At 69.3% G+C, this 17,661-nt stretch carries 17 protein-coding genes; all 17 read left to right on the top strand.

Annotated elements, in window-relative coordinates; all coding sequences use genetic code 11:
• Positions 1 to 9 precede the first annotated feature (9 nt).
• The 17 genes from ACEN96_RS16570 (at position 10) to ACEN96_RS16490 (ending at position 17,655) form a co-directional block, all read left to right on the top strand.
• Positions 10 to 1,407: a DUF2169 family type VI secretion system accessory protein gene (locus ACEN96_RS16570; RefSeq protein ID WP_495584194.1), complete on the top strand. Its 1,398-nt coding sequence runs from the start codon at positions 10 to 12 to the stop codon at positions 1,405 to 1,407.
• Positions 1,397 to 1,753: a DUF4150 domain-containing protein gene (locus ACEN96_RS16565; RefSeq protein WP_495584193.1), complete on the top strand. Its 357-nt coding sequence runs from the start codon at positions 1,397 to 1,399 to the stop codon at positions 1,751 to 1,753. The genes ACEN96_RS16570 and ACEN96_RS16565 overlap by 11 nt, the downstream gene beginning before the upstream one ends.
• Before the next feature lie 4 nt (positions 1,754 to 1,757).
• Positions 1,758 to 2,717: a hypothetical protein gene (locus ACEN96_RS16560; RefSeq protein WP_495584192.1), complete on the top strand. Its 960-nt coding sequence runs from the start codon at positions 1,758 to 1,760 to the stop codon at positions 2,715 to 2,717.
• Positions 2,718 to 2,729: 12 nt separating this feature from the next.
• Positions 2,730 to 3,221: a hypothetical protein gene (locus ACEN96_RS16555; RefSeq protein WP_495584191.1), complete on the top strand. Its 492-nt coding sequence runs from the start codon at positions 2,730 to 2,732 to the stop codon at positions 3,219 to 3,221.
• Positions 3,218 to 4,234, top strand: coding sequence for a hypothetical protein (locus ACEN96_RS16550; protein WP_495584190.1), 1,017 nt, complete (start codon positions 3,218 to 3,220; stop codon positions 4,232 to 4,234). Before ACEN96_RS16555 ends, ACEN96_RS16550 begins: the two co-directional genes overlap by 4 nt.
• 119 nt (positions 4,235 to 4,353) lie before the next feature.
• Positions 4,354 to 5,313 carry a DUF3667 domain-containing protein gene (locus ACEN96_RS16545; RefSeq protein WP_495584189.1) on the top strand — a complete coding sequence of 320 codons (960 nt, stop codon included), beginning with the start codon at positions 4,354 to 4,356 and terminating at the stop codon, positions 5,311 to 5,313.
• 28 nt (positions 5,314 to 5,341) lie between these two features.
• A complete protein-coding gene (locus ACEN96_RS16540; protein ID WP_495584188.1) occupies positions 5,342 to 5,860 on the top strand; it encodes a hypothetical protein in 519 nt (172 codons plus the stop codon).
• Positions 5,861 to 6,046: 186 nt separating this feature from the next.
• Positions 6,047 to 8,323 carry a type VI secretion system Vgr family protein gene (locus ACEN96_RS16535; protein ID WP_495584187.1) on the top strand — a complete coding sequence of 759 codons (2,277 nt, stop codon included), beginning with the start codon at positions 6,047 to 6,049 and terminating at the stop codon, positions 8,321 to 8,323.
• A 10-nt stretch (positions 8,324 to 8,333) separates the two neighbouring features.
• On the top strand, positions 8,334 to 8,786 hold the full coding sequence (locus ACEN96_RS16530; protein ID WP_495584186.1) for a hypothetical protein: 453 nt from the start codon (positions 8,334 to 8,336) through the stop codon (positions 8,784 to 8,786).
• 83 nt (positions 8,787 to 8,869) lie between these two features.
• Positions 8,870 to 9,961 (top strand): hypothetical protein, encoded by a 1,092-nt coding sequence (locus ACEN96_RS16525; protein ID WP_495584185.1) that lies wholly within the window; start codon positions 8,870 to 8,872, stop codon positions 9,959 to 9,961.
• 7 nt (positions 9,962 to 9,968) lie between these two features.
• Positions 9,969 to 10,988, top strand: a complete 1,020-nt coding sequence (locus ACEN96_RS16520) for a DUF2169 family type VI secretion system accessory protein (RefSeq protein ID WP_495584184.1) — start codon at positions 9,969 to 9,971, stop codon at positions 10,986 to 10,988.
• On the top strand, positions 10,985 to 12,073 hold the full coding sequence (locus ACEN96_RS16515; protein WP_495584183.1) for a hypothetical protein: 1,089 nt from the start codon (positions 10,985 to 10,987) through the stop codon (positions 12,071 to 12,073). The genes ACEN96_RS16520 and ACEN96_RS16515 overlap by 4 nt, the downstream gene beginning before the upstream one ends.
• On the top strand, positions 12,070 to 12,441 hold the full coding sequence (locus ACEN96_RS16510) for a PAAR-like domain-containing protein (protein WP_495584182.1): 372 nt from the start codon (positions 12,070 to 12,072) through the stop codon (positions 12,439 to 12,441). Before ACEN96_RS16515 ends, ACEN96_RS16510 begins: the two co-directional genes overlap by 4 nt.
• A 75-nt stretch (positions 12,442 to 12,516) precedes the next feature.
• Positions 12,517 to 13,089, top strand: coding sequence for a hypothetical protein (locus tag ACEN96_RS16505; protein WP_495584181.1), 573 nt, complete (start codon positions 12,517 to 12,519; stop codon positions 13,087 to 13,089).
• A 37-nt stretch (positions 13,090 to 13,126) separates the two neighbouring features.
• A complete protein-coding gene (locus ACEN96_RS16500; protein WP_495584180.1) occupies positions 13,127 to 14,101 on the top strand; it encodes a beta propeller repeat protein in 975 nt (324 codons plus the stop codon).
• A gap of 7 nt (positions 14,102 to 14,108) precedes the next feature.
• Positions 14,109 to 14,957, top strand: coding sequence for a type VI immunity family protein (locus ACEN96_RS16495; protein ID WP_495584179.1), 849 nt, complete (start codon positions 14,109 to 14,111; stop codon positions 14,955 to 14,957).
• A 145-nt stretch (positions 14,958 to 15,102) separates the two neighbouring features.
• The gene (locus ACEN96_RS16490) at positions 15,103 to 17,655 is read left to right on the top strand and encodes a protein kinase domain-containing protein (protein WP_495584178.1); all 2,553 of its coding nucleotides are present in this window, start codon (positions 15,103 to 15,105) and stop codon (positions 17,653 to 17,655) included.
• Positions 17,656 to 17,661: the final 6 nt, after the last annotated feature.

Raw genomic sequence — 17,661 nt, 5'->3', positions numbered from 1 at the left:
GAGCGTCGTATGGAACTGGTCAACCTCACGCCTTTTGGCGCGGCGGGTTATCGCGGCATCGACACGCAGGACCGCGAGCATGAGGTCGTCGCGCTGCGCACCGTCTACAGGCTGGTGCCGGCCTGGCAGCTGGAAGGCGCGGCACCGACCGCCGCCGGTCCGATGCGCCTCGTGCCGCAGGTGATCGACGACGGTGCGCCGCCGCTGGTCACCGAGGATCAATATGTCGGCGAGATCGGCGCGAGTAGCGTGCGCGCGGAGAGTGACCTCGCGCCGTTCAAGCCGAAGTGCGACGTGATCGTGACCGGCACCAGCCACGCGCCCGGCGGGCAGGCCAGCGAAGGCTGGCTCGCCAGGTTGCGCGTCAGCCAGCCTTCGCGTCATCCCCAGGCGGATCGCTCGGCCGGCTACGTGCCCCCGCTGACGGACCCCGATACCAGCTTCGCCGATCGCGTGGCGTGGCAGGAACAGCGGCGCATCGCCATCGACGGCTGGCTGAGAGCGCCGGGCCCGAACGGCGACCGTAGCCGCGAGATGCTGCTGGACAAGGCGCTGCATCTGCGCGCGCCGGCCGAGTTCTCGCGCGACGCCAAGGGCGCATGGACACGCAGAACGACGGCGCTCGCCAGCGCCGTTCCGTTGTTGTACGAGCTGGCCTATGGCGGCAGCAGCCGCGTGCCTCATCCCGAATTCGGTCGACGCGAGGATGCTCCGGAGCTGCTGCTCAACGAGGTCTGTTTCCTGAATCCGCTGGGCCGCGGCTGGATGCACGCCGATCTGGAGCGCGCGTCTCGGGACGCACGGATCCCGCTGCCGTCGAGTTGGCCCGCGCCGCAGATCGAGTCACCGGATCGTCCGGTCGATAGGCCGGACATCACGCCACAGGCGGCAGGTCAGCAGCCGCCGCAGATGCTGGAGCAGGCCAGGGCCTATGCGCACCGGCCGGCGGGCTTCGGCCCGGTCGGACGCGCATGGACGCCGCGCATCCAGCGCGCGGGATCCTATGACGATCAGTGGCTGGCGGAGCGATGGCCGAACCTGCCGAAGAACTTCGACATGGCGTACTGGAACGCCGCGCCGGAGGATCAGCAGATCGCTTTCCCGCGGCCGGACTGCTACATCGAGCTGGGCAACCTGATCGATCCCAAGCTCTGCCCGAGCGGGCATGCCTTCATCGCGATGCCGGGCCATCGCGTGTCGGTGCTGTTTCACACGGCCAGCGGCCTGATGCTCGGCGGCGTGTGCGCGATCGACACCTTGCATGTCGACACGGACGCGATGGAGCTGGCAATCGTCTGGCGCGCGAGCGTGTCGGCGGAGATGAACGTGAAGACGGCCGAGCTGCGCTTCGAGACCGAGCTGTCGGCGCCGCTGTTCAAGATGGAGGAGGCGGCTCATGGCCAATAACCTGGGGGCCCGCAAGGAGAGCGGCTGGGTCGTCTACAGCATGCCGCCGGACGTCTGCAAGACGCCGATGGGCAGTTCGATGGTGCCGGTGCCGTATCCGATCACGTCGCAATTGAGCGATGCGACGGGCGTCGTCAAGAGCGTGAAGATCAACGGCAATCCGGTCGTGGTCTTCGATCAGAGCAAGACGCCCAGCAGCGCCGGCGACACGCCCGGGAGCGGAACCGGCATCAAGAGCGGCACGGTGGGCAAGAAGTGCGAGCCGCTGGACAAGAGCTCGACGGTGCGCGCCGGCAAGAAGTGGATGGTCCGCCACGGCGACAAGTTCTGGATGAACGGCGGCTGATCGCATGGGAAGCTACAACACGACGGGCGTCCTGCAGAAGCCGGCCGCCAGCGCAGGGAAGGCGGAGGACGCGAACGCGGCGGTCAAGGTGGAGACCATGGAGATCTCCAAGCTCGACGCGCTGCAGATGCTGCTGGACGTGGTGGGATTGATCCCTGGTCTCGGCGCGCCGGCGGACGTTCTCAACGGCCTCATCAGCGCGGCGCGCGGCGACTGGCTGGGTGCGGGTCTGTCCCTGCTCGGTGTGGTGCCGATCGCCGGCGAAGCGGCCGTCGCCGGCAAGATCGCAAAGAACGCCGATCGCTACGCCGCGGGCGTGCGCAAGGTCGCGGACGAGATCCTGCCGCATCTGCCGGAAGGGGTGCAGCGCAAGCTCCGCGATGCGATCGAGAAGGCGGAAGCCAAGATCGATGAATTGGCCGGAAGGGAAGCCAAGCCAAAGGCCAAGCCGGATGAAGCGCCGAAGGCCAAGGACGAAGGCGATGACGGCTTCAAGGGCAAGCCCAAGCCCAAGCCGAAGTGCGGTCAGACGGGGCCTTACAAGGATCGTGACAGTCACGACAATGCAGGGTTCAACTGGGACCACGTGCCGTCGAAGGCCGCGCTGCTGGTCAAGGCCGAAGAAATCAAGGGCGATCTGCTAACCGCCGCAGAAAAACTGGCCATCATCGAAGGCGCCCCCACGATTGCGATTCCTGAGGAGTTGCATCGCAAGCACAGCGAAACTTTCGGGGGCAGGCAGAACCAGACGGTTGAGGGCCAGAAGCGGATCATGCGCGACGCCGGCAATCTGCAGAAAGCCGCCAAGGAGAACACCGATAACATCCTCAAGCACGTGGACGATTTTGATCCGGGTTGCCGTGGCGCCTACGAGAAGGCGGCCAAGACGTTCTCCGCCATCACCAACGAAGAGTGGGAAAAGTGGCTGGACCAGACCATGAAGGCGGCCCGAAAGAAGAAGTAGCAAAGGAACCATATGAACATCGAAAACATTCACCAACTTCTCGGCCTGAGCAACACGGATGCGCAGATCATCGAAGCCATCGAGGCGAACGGTGGATCGGTATCCACGTTGTCACCGAAGAAGCTGAGCTCGGAAGGCAGTGATTTTGTTCACCTGAAGGCGAAAGGCGTGAGTCTGACCTTTGTTCCTCGCGCGGCCTTTCAGATGAGGCGTGGCGAACCACGCGGGGACGGTCCCTATATCTTCGCGGGCGCATTCTTCTATCCCGCAGGCGCTGAGGACGTGGACGCGTATTCAGGTATTGCGCCCTTCGGTCAAGCACAAGTCGCCACGCGGGAAGATGCGCTGCGCGTCTACGGCGAGCCTCAACGCTCGATGGAGGACGACGATGTCTTCGAGTGGGACCAATGGATGTTTGATGGTCGCCAGGTGCGAACGAACTACAGCGATGGCGTCCAGATCGACAACATCTCGGTGTCGGTGCCGATGGTGCAGAAGAAATGAGCGTCTTGCCTCTGGAACTCCTGGGCAGAGGTTGGCTCGACCCTGGGCTCCAGGGGCTGATCGCCACTTGGCCGGATCGTCCCTTCATCGATGAGGAGTCGATCGAGAAGGCCGTGGTGGACGGCAGGCTCTCGCTCTTCGATCTCGAACAGGGTATCTACCTGTTTTTCACCGATGCGCCTTCGTACATGGCCCGCTTCGGGGTCGCGAAAGGAGAGGGGCCGATCGTCATCAGCCGGGTGGTCCTTTTCGGGAGCTACCACGCCCACGTGGCGGCCTATCGAGGAACCGCTCCTGGCAATGTGACGATGGATGCTCGGTTCGATGTCTGGGCCGATGCGCTGGGCCGCCCCGAATGGATCCACGACGTCGCCGGAGTCATCCGGAAGGCGAGGTGGCTCGTCGATGGCGCGCAAGCGGATGTCAGCTTCACGCCATCGGGCGAATGCAAGCTGGTTTCGTTGACGCTGCCGTATGCGCCTGAAGCCCAGGCCATGCGCGCCGAGGCACGACAGCGTCAGCTGACCCTGCCTGGCCCGGATCGGATCTTGGCTGCGCTGGGGACGCCGATATCTTCGGACCCCGTCAGGGCAGCGTTCAGTGCCGTCGACTACGCCGGAAAGCTCCCTGAAGCCAGCAGTTACGGCGAAATGGATTTCTCCAGGACTGATGGTTTCGAACTCTATGCCGCGCCAGCCGAGTGCCTGTTCCAGGAGCGCGCGAAGGAAGCGTCCCCAGGAACGCTGTGCTTGTCCGGGGCGCGTTATCGATGCGACCTCGATTTCAAGAGCGTTCAATGGGAAGGCCCGCTTCTGTTCGGCATCACATTCGATGATGGACCGGACACGGTAGTTGCCAAGGTCGGGCGCGCTCCGGACCGGCAGAACATGGATGAGATGCAGGGCCATCATCGGTGGCGTTTTGGCGCTTTCGATCTGCACATCCTCTACAGCCTCGCCGAAGACCGTGTCTGTCGATTGACGCTGCTTGGCCGGACGAAGGACGCCGACTGACCTGCCGTCGATTCCCACTTCCGGCGGCAAGGCCTGGCGCAACCTCGTGACGCCGTACAAGGACTGACCGACCCGAGGTCTTACACTGCGCCCGCCCCAGCCGGCCCAGAGGTCAGCGCATGAACGAATCGACGAGCCCCACGATGGCGGTGCACGGCACCGACGCCTCGCCTCACGCCTGCGCCAACTGCGGCGCCGCGCTCCATGGCGCCTTCTGCCACGCCTGCGGCCAACCGGCCCACGTGCACCGCTCGCTGCTCCATCTCGTCGAGGAGCTGCTGCACGGCATCCTCCATTTCGAAACCCGCGCCTGGCGCACCCTGGTCGAGCTCGTCTGGCGCCCCGGCGAGATGATCCGCGAGTACACGCACGGCCGCCGCGCCCGCTACGTGGCGCCGCTGCCGTTGTTCCTGTTCATGATGTTCGCGCTGTTCTTGGCGTTCTCCCTGACCTCGACCTCGCTCATCTCCGACGCGCCGCGCGAGCAGGACACCGCCGCGACGCCCCAGCCCGCAGCCAGCGCGCCGCAAACCGCCCCGCGCAAGGACGCCCACTGGCTGCCCGCCCTCACGCGGGGCATCCGGCCCGTCGGCGCCGAGGAACTGCATCGCGAGCTGATGGAGAACGTGCCCTGGGCCGCGCATCCCGCGCTCGAACGCAAGATCCTGCACGCCGCCAACAACCGCGAACTGACCCTCTACAAGTTCAAGAACGCCGCGCCCAAGTACGCGATCCTGCTCGTCCCGCTGACGCTGCCCCTGCTGTGGCTGATGTTCATCCGCCGCCGCGACGTGCAGGTCTTCGACCACGTCGTGTTCTCCCTCTACTCGCTGTGCGCGATGGCCATGCTGCTGATCCTGGCCTCGCTGCTGGATGCCTTCGGCCTGACCATCCTGGGCCTGGGCCTGGGCCTGGGCGAGCTGCTCAAGCTGCTCCCGCCCGTCATGTTCTTCATGCAGCTGCGCGGCGCCTACCAGCTCACCCGCTGGGGCGCGCTCTGGCGCAGCGCGATCCTCGTCGTCCACGCCCTGCTGGCGATCAGCGTCTACCTGCTCATCGTCATCGCCATCGCCATGTGACGCCGCCGCCGAGGTATCGTCCCACCCCATGACCACCGCACCGACCCCGACGCTGTCCCACCTCCATCAACTGCTCGGCCTGACCGACCTCGACCCCCCGCTGGTCGCCGCGCTGCTCGCGCACACGACGCCCGCGGGCGCCCCGGCCCCCACCGAGCTCTCGCAGAAGCGCCGCAAGGAGATCCGCGCCGGCTTCGTGCTGCTCAAGGACGCCGGCGTTGTGATGTCGTTCACCCCGCGCGAAACCCACGCCGTCGACTTCGGCGAGCCGCTCGGCGCCGGCACGCATGTGCTCAGCGCGCTCTTCTACTACCCCGAAGGCAGCGAGGAAGTCGAGCCCTACACCGGCCACGCCCCCTTCGCCGAGGCGTCCGTCCAGACCCGCGAGCAGGCGCTCGCCGCCTATGGCGCCCCGTCCGATGGCGAAGAGGAGGAGGGCGTCGTCGAGTGGGAGCAGTGGCAGCTCGACGGCCGCGAGCTGACCGCCGACTACGCCGACGACGGCGCCGTCCTGACCCTCACCGTCGCGCTGCCGCTGGCGATGTAACGGCCCGAACGCGGCCTGCCGCACCGTTCCCGTGCGGGCGTCACCCACTCCGGTGACAGGCCGTGGCCCGCCGCATCACCCCTTTACAAGGGGCCCGCGCGCGAATGACTTTGGTCGCTTCCGGCGATCCTCGCACCGGCCTACCGTGAAGGTCCGATCGCTCAGGTCCGGCTTCCCGGTCCGCTCATGGCCGCTCCTTTCCGCCTCCAGTGCGCCCTTGCCGACGATGTGCTGCGCGTGCATGCCTGCGCCTCGCGCGAGGCCCTGAGCGAGCTCGGCGAGACCACGCTCACCCTGCTCAGCGAGCGCAAGGACATCCGCGCCGCCGAGCTGCTCGGCAAGCCCGCCACGCTGACGATGGCCCTGCGCGACGACGGCCCGCGCCATCTCTGCGGCTACGTCACCCGCTTCGCGCAGACCGGCTTCGAGGGCAAGCACACCGTCTACCAGATGACGCTGCGGCCCTGGCTCTGGCTGCTCACCCGCACGGCGGACTGCCGCATCTTCCAGGAGATGACGGTCCCCGACATCGTCAAGCAGGTCTTCGACGACCACCCCGTCGCCCGCCACGAATTCAAGCTGATGCGCGCCTACCGGCCCTGGACCTACTGCGTCCAGTACCGCGAGACCGACTTCAACTTCATCGCCCGGCTGCTCGAGAACGAAGGCATCTACTGGTACTTCACCCACGACGAGGGCGGCCACACCCTCGTGCTGACCGATGCGGCCTCGGCCCACGACTGCGCGCCGGGCTGCGAGTCGCTGCCGTTCTACGCCGGCGGCGGCAACGCGCCGCCGGTGCTCGAGTACATCGACACCTGGATCGCGCAGGAAGGCCTCAAGCCCGGCAAGGTCGTCATCACCGACTTCGACTTCGAGCGCCCGTCGGCCTCGCTGGAGACGCACCAGGATCGGGCCCGCGGCTACGACCTGTCCGACGGCGAGGTCTTCGACTACCCCGGCGGCTACCTGCAGACCGCCGACGGCACGCAGTACGCCGAGGATCGTCTCGACGAGATCCAGACCGCCTGCGCGCGCTACGACGGCGACACCAACGCGCAAGGCGTGCGCACCGGCCATCTGCTGTCCCTGGAGCGCCATCCGCGCGACGACCAGAACGCCAAGTACCTGATCACCGGCACCACCATCCAGCTGCGCCAGGCGGCCAACGAGTCGGCCTCCGGCGACTCCGAGCTGCGCTGCCGCTTCGGCGCCATCCCGGCCGACCAGCAGTTCCGGCCCGAGCGCCGCACGCCCAAGCCGATGGCCCCGGGGCCGCAGACCGCCATCGTCACCGGCCCCTCGGGCGAGGAGATCTTCACCGACAAGTACGGCCGGGTGAAGGTGCAATTCCACTGGGACCGCCGCGGCCAGCGCAACGAGACCAGCTCGTGCTGGATCCGCGTGTCGCAGCCCTGGGCCGGCAAGGGCTGGGGCGGCGTGTCGATCCCGCGCATCGGCCAGGAGGTCGTCGTCGACTTCGTCGAGGGCGATCCCGACCAGCCCCTCATCACCGGCCGCGTCTACAACGCCGAGCAGATGCCGCCCTACGGGCTGCCGGCCGCCGCCGTGATCAGCGGCATCAAGTCCAAGACGCACAAGGGCGCCGGCTACAACGAGCTGTCGATGGACGACACCGCCGGCAAGGAAATGATCACGATCCATGGCCAGTACGACATGGCCACGACGATCGAGCACGACCAGACCTCCACCATCCACAACAACCGCACCGACACCGTCGACGTCGACGACGCGGAGACGGTGGGCAACAACCAGACGCAGACGGTCGGGGTGAACCAGTCGATCAGCGTCGGAACCAACCAGACGATCAGCGTAGGCGCGGACCGCAGCAAGACCATCGGCGCGAACGAGACGTTGACGGTGGGCGCCAACCAGGTCGAGCGCATCGGCGCGACCCGCACGCTGACCGTGGGAGCGGCGGACACGCAGAGCTTCGGCAGCACGCAGACGGTGACCGTCGCGCTGCTCAAGGCCGAGACCATCGGCGCGGCGTACGCGCTGACGGTGGGGGCCGCGATGAATCACGCGGTGGGCGCGGCGTTGATCCAGGAGGTCGGCGCGGCGAAGGTGGTGGCGGTGGGAGGCTTGAGTTCGGAAGAGGTCGGCTTGAGCAAGGCCGTCTCCGCCGGCACCAACATGAACCACGAGGCCGGCGCCAAGATGAGCCACAAGGCGGGGGCGAGCTACGCGGCCCAGTCGGGTTCGACGATGAGCTTCCAGTCCGGGGGCGACTACAGCGTCAACAGCAAGGCGAAGGCCGCCGTGGAAGCCGCCTCCGAGCTGGTGCTCAAGTGCGGCTCCGCCCAGCTCATTCTCAAGAGCAGCGGCGAGATCACGCTCAAGGGCTCCACCATCACGATCCAGGGCAGCGGCAAGATCGGCATCAAGGCCGGCGGCAACCTGGACCTGAAGGGCTCACCCAATATCAACCAGAACAGCTGAAGGCGCCGAGATGTCCAACCCCTTCGATCTCGCCCCGCTCATTGGTCAACCGCAGGCCTTGAGCCGCGGCCAGGTCACGGCCATCGACGAGGACGGTTATCTGCGCGTGGCGCTGGCCGGCGGAACGACGCTGCGCTGCGAATTGCTGCAACCCGACGCACCGGGCGTGGCGTGCTCGAGCGGCGACGCGGTGCTGGTATGGCAGGACGGCGCCGGTGGCGGCGTGGTGTTGGGGCGCATCGGGCATCAGCCGACCCGGCCGCAGGCCGTCGTGGAGGCGAGTGCCCTGGCCGATCGGCCCGAGCACCTGGTGCTCGAGGCGCGGGGCGACATTGTGCTGCGCAACGGCCAGGCCCGCCTCCGCCTGGGCGCGAACGGGGAGGTCGAGATCGTCTGCGCCAGCTTCGCCGCGCGCAGTCGCCGGCTGCTGCGGCTCCTGGCGCCCATGATCAAGTTGAATTGAGGCCATCGATGGGTGCGAGCGAACGACCGGCGGAGCAGCCGCGCCTGTCGCGGATCCAAGGCCCGCAGGCGCATGGCCGGTGGATGACTCGCCTGCCGGCCTGCCTGTCCGTGGAGTTGCTCGGCGCGCCACCCCCCTCGCTGCGGATCGTGGCGACCGGTGGATGGCGGGCTTCGTTCGGCGTGGCCGGACCTGGTCCCGCCGCGGGTGGCACGGCGGCTTTCCGCCGGCGCGCGGCCGAGGAGTGCCTGGACCTGGCTGGCCTGCTGCGCGAGTACCGCGTGCCCGAACCCGAGGAACCCTGGATGGCCCCCGAGCGATCCGAGGAGCGCCTGCTGGCGCAGGTCAATGCCATCGTCGGACTGGGGACGGATGCCATCGATCATGTGGCCGCGCTGGCGATCGATCCGGATGTGCCGGACCCCGGCCGGGTCTTCGGCGCGCTCTTCGTTCTGGGTTGCATCGCCGAGGATGCATGGCGGAATGAGCTGCGGCGGATCTTCGAGACGGCGGTGAGCCGGCATCCGGAGGAGGGTGCCGCCGCGGTCGAGGCCCTGTGCCTGAGTCCGCGCAGCGACCTGGCGGCGATCGCCAAGGGATGGCTCCGGCATGAAAGGCCTGCGCTGCGGGCCGCGGCTGTACGGGTGCTCGCCTTCCGTTGGGAACTCGCCGAGGAGGATTGGGACCTCGCGGCGCAGGACGAGCATCCGTCGGTGGTCGCCGCGTCGACAGCGGCGCCGGTGCATCGCTACGACCCGGCGCGGGTGGAGCGCGGCCTTCAGAAGGCGCTGCGCAGTGGTCTCGATCCCCTGGTGGGCAGCGCGTTGCGCGCGGGCGCGTCCATGGGCTTGAGCGCGCTGCTCCACCAGGTTCAACATCGCGCCGGTGACGATGCCCGCTGGGCCGATGTCATGGGCGCGGCGCAAGCCCTTTACCACCGCACTTCCCATCCCCGCGATATCGCGTTGCTCATCGCCGGACTGCAGGATCCCGCAGGGGACCGCGCCCTGCGCCAGGACCTTTATCTGGAGTTGCTGGCGGCCACGCACGGCCGGGCGCCTCGCTTCAGCCCCTTCGATTTCGTGGCCGCGCAACGCCATGCCCTGGATCGCATCGCGACCTTGTCGGGCGCGGCGGCAGCCATGGGGTCGCCAGCGCATCGACCGCCTCGATGAGTCACTGATGGACGAACCGATCCTCTACAACCACAGCGGCCACGTCGCCGAGGTTTATCCGGTGCTCGACCGCGAGGGCGCCGAGGCGCGTCTGGTGATCGTCAAGGCCAGTCTTGCCGTGCTTCCTGGCGGTGGGCTGGGTCCGATCCCGGTGCCGCGGGAGTTGCGCCTGGGCGATGTGCCCTGGGGGGCGCCCGAGATCGCCGACCTGCGCCTGCCAGCCGACTATGGCCTCGAGAAACCGGGCACCGATGTGGTCGTCAGCGGTCACGCGGTGCCGCCGCCGGGCAATGCCGCGTCCAGCATGGACGTCGGCATCCGCGTCGCGGACCGGGTCAAGGTATTGCGCGTCCATGGGCCTCGGACCTGGATCCGGCGGCTGGGCGCGGTGGTGCCTGGCCCCGCCTCAGCGCTCGAACGCACGCCGCTGTCCTGGTCGCGCGCCTATGGCGGCGCTGATTTCAGCGACCCGCGCCGTCCGCTGGAGGAAGCCCGGAACCCCGTGGGCAGCGGGGTGTCGCGCCGCCCCGATCTGCTCGTCGGCCTGCCGGCTCCGCAGATCGAGGATCCCTCCGAGCCGGTGACCGGAGCCGGCGGGCGGATCGTGCCCGCCGGATGCGCGCCGATCGGGCGTCACTTTTCTCCGCGGCGGCAGCGCACGGGGACCTATGACGGGGCATGGCTGGCCGGCGCCTATCCCGGGCGCCCCGGGGACTACGACGCGGCGCACGAGCATTGCGCCGCGCCCGGGCTCGTCTTCGACAGCGCGTTGCAGGGCGGAGAGGCGATCCGGATCGTGGGCATGCATGAGCAGGTGCTCGATTTCGTCCTGCCCCGCCAGCGCGTGCGGATCGAGGCCCGCATCGATGGCGGGAAGGTCGAACGGGCGCCGCACCTGGACACGGTGGTGGTCGACACCGATTCGCTCGCGGTGGAGATGGTCTGGCGGGCCGTGTTCCGCTGCCCCCGGAAGATGCGCGGTCATTTCCCGGCCATCACCGTCGAGGTCAAGGAGTGGCTGACATGAGTGCGCGCCTGTCTCCCGCCGGCTGGCGCGTCGGGCTTTCCCACGCCGAGGCGGCGACCTGTCTGGGCGAGACCCTGTCGGAGACCTCGCTGCTGCTGCGCGCCGGCATCTCGGGCGTCGGCCTGGTGGATCTCATCGATGCCGACGGCCGCCGCGTGATGGCTTGCGCCAGCCCGGCCCTGCCCGTGGACCTGGGCGCGACGGAGCGCATGGTCGCGCTGGCCTCGCATGTGCTGGGACGCGTGCCGCCCGGCGCCGGAGCCGATGCGCTCGCGACCCGGCGGCCACCCATCCTGTTGCTGTGCCTGCCGGAGAGATTCGCCGAGCCCGCGCGGCCCTTCGAATTGAACGCGCCCGGGCGTGACTTCCTGGCGAAGTTCACCGCGGCCTTGCCCGCCGGCTGGGCGAGCGCCGACATCGAGACCTTTCCCCTTGGCCGTGCCGCCGGCGCCACGGCCATGGCCCGCGCCATGCAACTGGCCGAGTCTCGTCGCGACATGGTCTGGGGCGGGGTCGACAGTCTGCTGGATTGGCCCAGCCTGGAGCCGCTGGTCCGGCAGGACCGGCTCATGACGATGGAGAACGTCGATGGCCTGCGCCCGGGCGAGGCGGCGGCCTTCAGCCGGATCACGGCGGCCGCGCGCGGTCAGGCCTGGGTCGCGGGGCTGGGGCTGGGCCGCGAGCCCCATCCGGGAGGACACGGCGGCATCTGCCTGTCGGAAGGTTTCTCCCAGGCGCTAACGGGCGCGACGGCCCCGCTGCGATCCGCGGGAGAACGCTGCGGCCTGTGGCTGATGGATACCTCGCATGAGCGTCATGCGACCCGCGAGCTGCAGCAGGTGCTCGCGCGCTTCGGCGATGTGCTCGGGACCCCAGCCGATGTGCGCATGCCCTTCAAGGAGCTGGGCGACGTGGGAGCGGCCTCGCTGCCGCTGCTGGCGGCGCTGGCCTTGGCCGCATGGGAGCAGGGCACGGCGGGCGACGATATCGCCCTGCTGGCCGCCGGCTCCGAGGATGGCGCGCGAGGCGCGCTGTTGCTTGAAACACCTGGCGCGCACGGCGCGCCGCAGGGAGAGGCTCGATGAGCGTCATCGCCAATCACCGTGAGGTCGCCGGCGAATCCACCGGCCATCAGATCGTGTACATGAACCCCAGCGTCTGTTTGACGCCGGCGGCGCCGAGCCCCGTCCCCATCCCGTATCCGATCGTGACGCCCAGCGGATCGGGCTCATTGGATGACGACACCCGCAAGGTCAAGCTGGGCGGCAAGCCGGTCTTCCACGTGGATTCGGCGGTGCACAGCTGTGTCGGCAACGAGCCCGGCGCCCAGAAGGAGGTGGTCAGCCACAAGACCAGCTCCAGCGCGTTCATCATCGACGGCAGCCCCAACGTCATGGTCGAGGGCAAGGCCGTGGTGTACACGGGCAGCGCCGGCATGGGCAACCAGATGTGACCCGGCATGCCGAGAACCGCAGCATCCGTACAAGCCCGGGTCGTTCGCGCGGGAGGCGCGGGCGGGACCGGGCGCATGAGTTGCGCCACGGTACTGGCCAGCTTTGATCCGCCCATCAAGTTCGGCGAGCACTCGAAGATGCAAGGCAGCAAGGCGAACTACCAGTCGGAGCACATCATCCCAACCTCGGCGCTGCACAAGAAGGGGCGCAAGGGCCCCCGCATCAAGGGCGCGGAGGGCTACTCGACCCCCAAGGCCCTGACCTGGATGGTGCGTGACCGCCAGAAGGCTTCGCAGGAACACAAGCTGCTGACCAACGCGATGCGCAAGTTCTCGCAGGCCAACGACCTCGCCGGCGGCCGCCAGGCCCCGTTGAGCGAGTGGCTCGACAAGTACCAGGAGGGTGCCGAGGACGCGCTCAAGAACGCCAAGCCCAAGCGCAAGATCACCAACGACAAGGTCGATCCCGACAAACTGATCAAGGCCGCCGCAAAATGCATCCGCGCGGCCGCGGCTCGCGCCTTCGCGCGGATGCGGCCGCCGGTGAAAGCCTCCACGCCGCTGCGCAACCCGTGGAAGGCGACCAAGGACCAGCGGGCGGCCGCCCAGGCGGCCGCGAGCCGCGCTGCCCGCGGACGCCGCCGCTGAGCGCAACGAACACTGAATTCCAGCAAGAGGACATCCGATGAGCGACATGGACGACGAGGTTCCCGAGATCCTGCACGCGGTGGAGACCGGCGGTGCGGTCTATTTCCTGCGCATCGACCCGGAGGAGGGCGATGACGCGGACGCGCCGGGACACGTGTTCAGGATGAAGGACACCCGCAAGGACGGCGAGGTCCCAGTGCAGGTGCTGGCCAGCAACGACACGCTGCGCGTGCTCTGGGCCTCTCCGTCCGGCGCGCTCTGGGTGGCGAGCGCGGACGGGAACGTCGGTACCACAGCGAAGGTCTCCTGGCAGGCGCCGGCAGATGGCACCGAATACCGCGCCGTCGGCCGCACGCCCAAGTGGTCGGTGACGGCGCTGCCCCCGTCGGAGTCCGATCGGCTGCCGCCCAACGTCACGGCGCTGTGGGGAACGGGCGACGACGACGTGTACGCCGGGACGGACATCGGTGACATCTATCGCTGGGACGGCCAGGCCTGGACGCAGGCCCAGCGGGGCGTGGATCTGGGCAAACCCGGGATCCGCGCCTTTGGCGGCGCGCCGGGCGACGTGTACGCGCTGGGCAGCGGTTCGACCCTGCTGCACTTCGACGGCAGTTCCTGGACGCGGCTGACCGCGCCGGGCAAGCCCAACGGCCACGAGACCTTCACGGGCCTGGTGCGCCGCGCCAACGGCGAGGTGTTGATCGCCGGATCGGGCGACGAGGGGCGCCTGTTGTCGGGCACCGCGAAGGCCTTGACCGAGTTCGGGCGATATCCGATCGAGCTGATCGACATGGCGCCGCTGGGCGATCGCATCCTGTTCGCGACAGGCAATGGCGTGGCGGAACTGGTGGGGCGCAAGGTCAAGATGATCCGGGACACCTTCGAGACGGCGACCATGAGCGCGGGCGAGGGCCGGATGTTCTTCTTCGAGCCCGCGCCCGAGTTCCCCGGGTTCATCGAGTACGACCCCACCAAGGGCGACGACGCCTGGTGGGGCGTGGACTTCTGAGGGGCGCATGAGCGACGCGGTCGATCGGGCGTTGTTGCTGGACCTTGAGCGGGAGCTCGAGGGGGAGCTGGAGATCGATCCTCCGAGCACGGACATGGCCGTGTTCGCCGCCGTGACGGTGTTTGTGAAGGGGCCCTTGCCCAAGCCGGACGGCCTCGCGGCCGAGTTCGCCTCGGTACTGCCGGCGCTCAGCCCGGCGGCCGGCGGCGCCGGCGGACGCGAGTACCGGATCGAGGTGGCGGACCGGCCCTGCGCGCAGGGCCTGGAGAGAGCCAGCCACGTCCGGGTGATGTTCCCGCGTCATGTCGAGTCCTCCACGCTCGTGGCGGTGCTGCGTTGGTTGCAGCGCCGCATCCCCGTGTGGTGGGGCACCGCGGGGTTCGTGTTCGACCACGAACGGCATGGCCGCGCCACCGCGCATGCGCGCATGGCGGTCTGGGCGCGGCGCTTCTGGGGCATCCAGATCCAGGATCTATCCACCTTGCAGTGGGACGCCCTGGAGGGCCTCCCGGGACCGGGCTGGCTGACCGTGATCGGCCGCGCCTTCGCCCAGACGCGTGGCACCTCGCTGGAGGCGCTGGGGGACCTGCTGCGGGCGTCGCAGGTCCAGGGGGTGCACCTGCGCCGGGAAGACGACACGCTGTCCATCGCCGCGGGCTCCCGGCCGATCTACGGGGATGTGAACGCCGGAGAGGATCTGACGCCCTATGTCCTCATCGGCCGCGCGCTGTCCGGCTGCCTGCCGGACACCCATACGCCGCTTGCCGGACCCTTCGGGGACGCCGGTGTCATCGATGCCTGGATGAGACGCTTCCTCGAGCCGGACGCGTGGTTGAACGTCGACCTGGACGTCTAGGCGGCGCGCTTCGCGGCTCGATCCGACGGCGATCGGGCCACGCTGCGCCGTGGCGGGCGTCCGGATGACTTTCGTTCATTGCCCCCTCTGTGCGTGACACGACAATGCGCGCTTGGCGGCGATCCTCGCCGCGGCGAGGCGTTCGATGTCACGACCTGAAGGCAATTCCCGTCCGGCCAAGCCGGGCAACGCGCCGGCCGAGGCCGGCGATTCCGGGTTCGACCCCGACGCGACACGCATCGTGCCCGCGTCCTCCGGCGCCGCGCCGCTGGACCACATGCCGCCGGACACCGCCGCCAACCGCTCCGCGCCGCCTGCTGCGACATCCCAGGCCGCGCCCCCCGCCACCGACCCCCCGCACGACGACGGTCCCGAGACCGTCCAGCACGAGCGCGAGGTGAGCTTCATCGATCCCTCGTTCCCCGACACCTTCTCCATGCGCTCCGGCCGCAAGCCCACCGACATCCCGCTCGACAACGACCACACCGTCATCGCGCCCGCCGCGCTGCTGACGCCGCGCGCCCCGGACACCGCGGCCCCGCCGGCCGAGCCCGCCGCGCCGGCGCCCGCCGCCACGCCCGCTGCCGAGTTCTCACCAACCGGCAACGAGACCGTCATCGCCCCCGCCGTGATGCCGCCGGCGGCGAAGCCGCCCGTGGCGCCGCCGGCCGCCGAGGTGGCCGCGCAGGTGGCCGCGCCGGCTCCCACCGCTCCGCCCGTGACGGCCCCCGTTGCCGCTCCTGTCGCCGCACCCGCCGCCGACGCGGGCGACTCCGGGTTCCACGCCTCCGAATTCGCCGAGACCGTGCTCGATCCCGACGCCGTCGCCGCCGTGGCGGCGATGCGGGCCCTGCCGCCCGAGCCCACGCCGGTGGGCCGTCCCTCCACCGGCACGCTGCCCGGCGGCGCGCTGGCCGCCGCGAAGGCCAGCGCCGACGCGCCGGTGCGTCAGGTCGGCCGCTTCCAGGTGCTCGACCGCATCGGCCGCGGCGGCATGGCCAGCGTCTTCAAGGCGCACGATCCCGGCATCGGCCGCGACGTCGCCATCAAGTTCCTGCACGCCTCGCTGTGCGAGGACGAGGAATACCGCGCCCGCTTCCTGCGCGAGGCGCGCGCCTCCGGCGGCCTGTCGCATCCCAACATCGTCACCGTGCACGACGTGGGCGAGGTCGACGGCCGCCCCTACATGGCCATGGAACTGCTCGACGGCGAGCCGCTGGCCGACCTGCTCGAGCCCGGCCAGCCGCTGCCCATCCGCGACACCGTCGTGATGGCCGTCCAGCTCGCCCGCGCGCTGGACTACGCGCACAAGCGCGGCATCGTCCACCGCGACATCAAGCCGGGCAACATCGCCCGCGTGCGCGGCACGCTCGACATCAAGGTGATGGACTTCGGCATCGCCCACATGGAGTCGACCAAGGGCGAGCAGCGCACCCGCGCCGGCGACGTGCTCGGCACGCCGCAGTACATGGCCCCCGAGCAGATGAACGGGCAGAAGATCGACGGCCGCTCGGACCTGTTCTCGGTCGGCATCGTGCTGTACCAGATGCTCACCGGCGTGCGCCCCTTCACCGGCGACAGCGTGGTGAACCTGGCGCTCAAGATCGCCAAGGACGATCCGACGCCGCTGAACAAGCTGCGGCCAGAGATTCCCGCGTCGCTGCGCCGCGTGGTCGACCGCTGCCTGGCCAAGGCGCCGGACAACCGCTTCCAGACCGGCGCCGAGCTCGCCGACGCGCTGGTCAAGGTCTTGCACGACATCGACGAGGAAGCCCGCAACAAGGGCCGCTCCAAGCTGATCCCGCTGCGCGTGAAGTGGGCCGCGATGATGGCCGGCATCGTCGCCATCGTGATGGCGGTCAGCGGCTCCATCATCAGCCAGCGCCAGAACGCCGCGCTGATGCAGCAGGTGGCCGACTACGGCACGGCGCTGTCGCGCTTCATCGCGGCGCAGAACGCGACCTCGGCGCTGGGCGAGGACTGGGTCTCGGTGGACGTGTCGCTGCAGGAGATCATGAAGACGCGCGACTTCGAGAGCGTCACCGTGATCGACCGCGCCGGCGTGGTGGCCGCGTCCAGCCTGCCCGACACCGTCGGCAAGCCCTACCAGCCGCCCGCGGGCGAGACGCTGGGCGAGCAGGGCGGGGTCAAGCGCACGCGGTACCACGCGGCCAATGGCGCGGCGGTCCTCGGCTTCGACTCGCCGATCACCTTCCAGGACAAGACCGTGGGGCGCGTGGCGCTGGGGCTGCCGGAGCTGCCGCTGGAGAGCGTGGCGCGGCTGTCGCGCACGCTGATGGGGGTGCTCGCGGTGACCACCGTGCTGGCGGTCGGGATCGCGATGTTCTTCGTCGCCAACTGGTTCTCCCGGCCGATCAAGCTGGTCGTGGAGGCGCTGGAGGAGGTGGGCCGCGGACGCGTCGACTTCCGGATCCGCGAGCAGCGCAAGGATGAATTCGGTCTGCTCTACGCCGCGTTCGACCGCATGGCGCAGGCGCTGCAGGACCGGCAGGCGCTGGCCGCGTCGGCCGCGAAGGCCGAGGCGCCGACGACGATCGGCCGGCGCTCGGGCGCCCGCGCGGCGCTCACGCCGCCGGCGGCGGTGCCCGCCGCGCCCGTGCCGCCACAGGCGGCGCCGTCCGGCGAGCAGACGCAGCCCGCGCCCGCGGAGCCGCCCGCCGGCCCAGGGGCGGCCTGATGCCCG

This window comes from Roseateles sp. Mitsp63, from assembly GCF_059491535.1.
The sequence above is the reverse complement of the archived record's forward strand: the minus strand, read 5'-3'. Positions and strand labels throughout refer to the sequence as shown.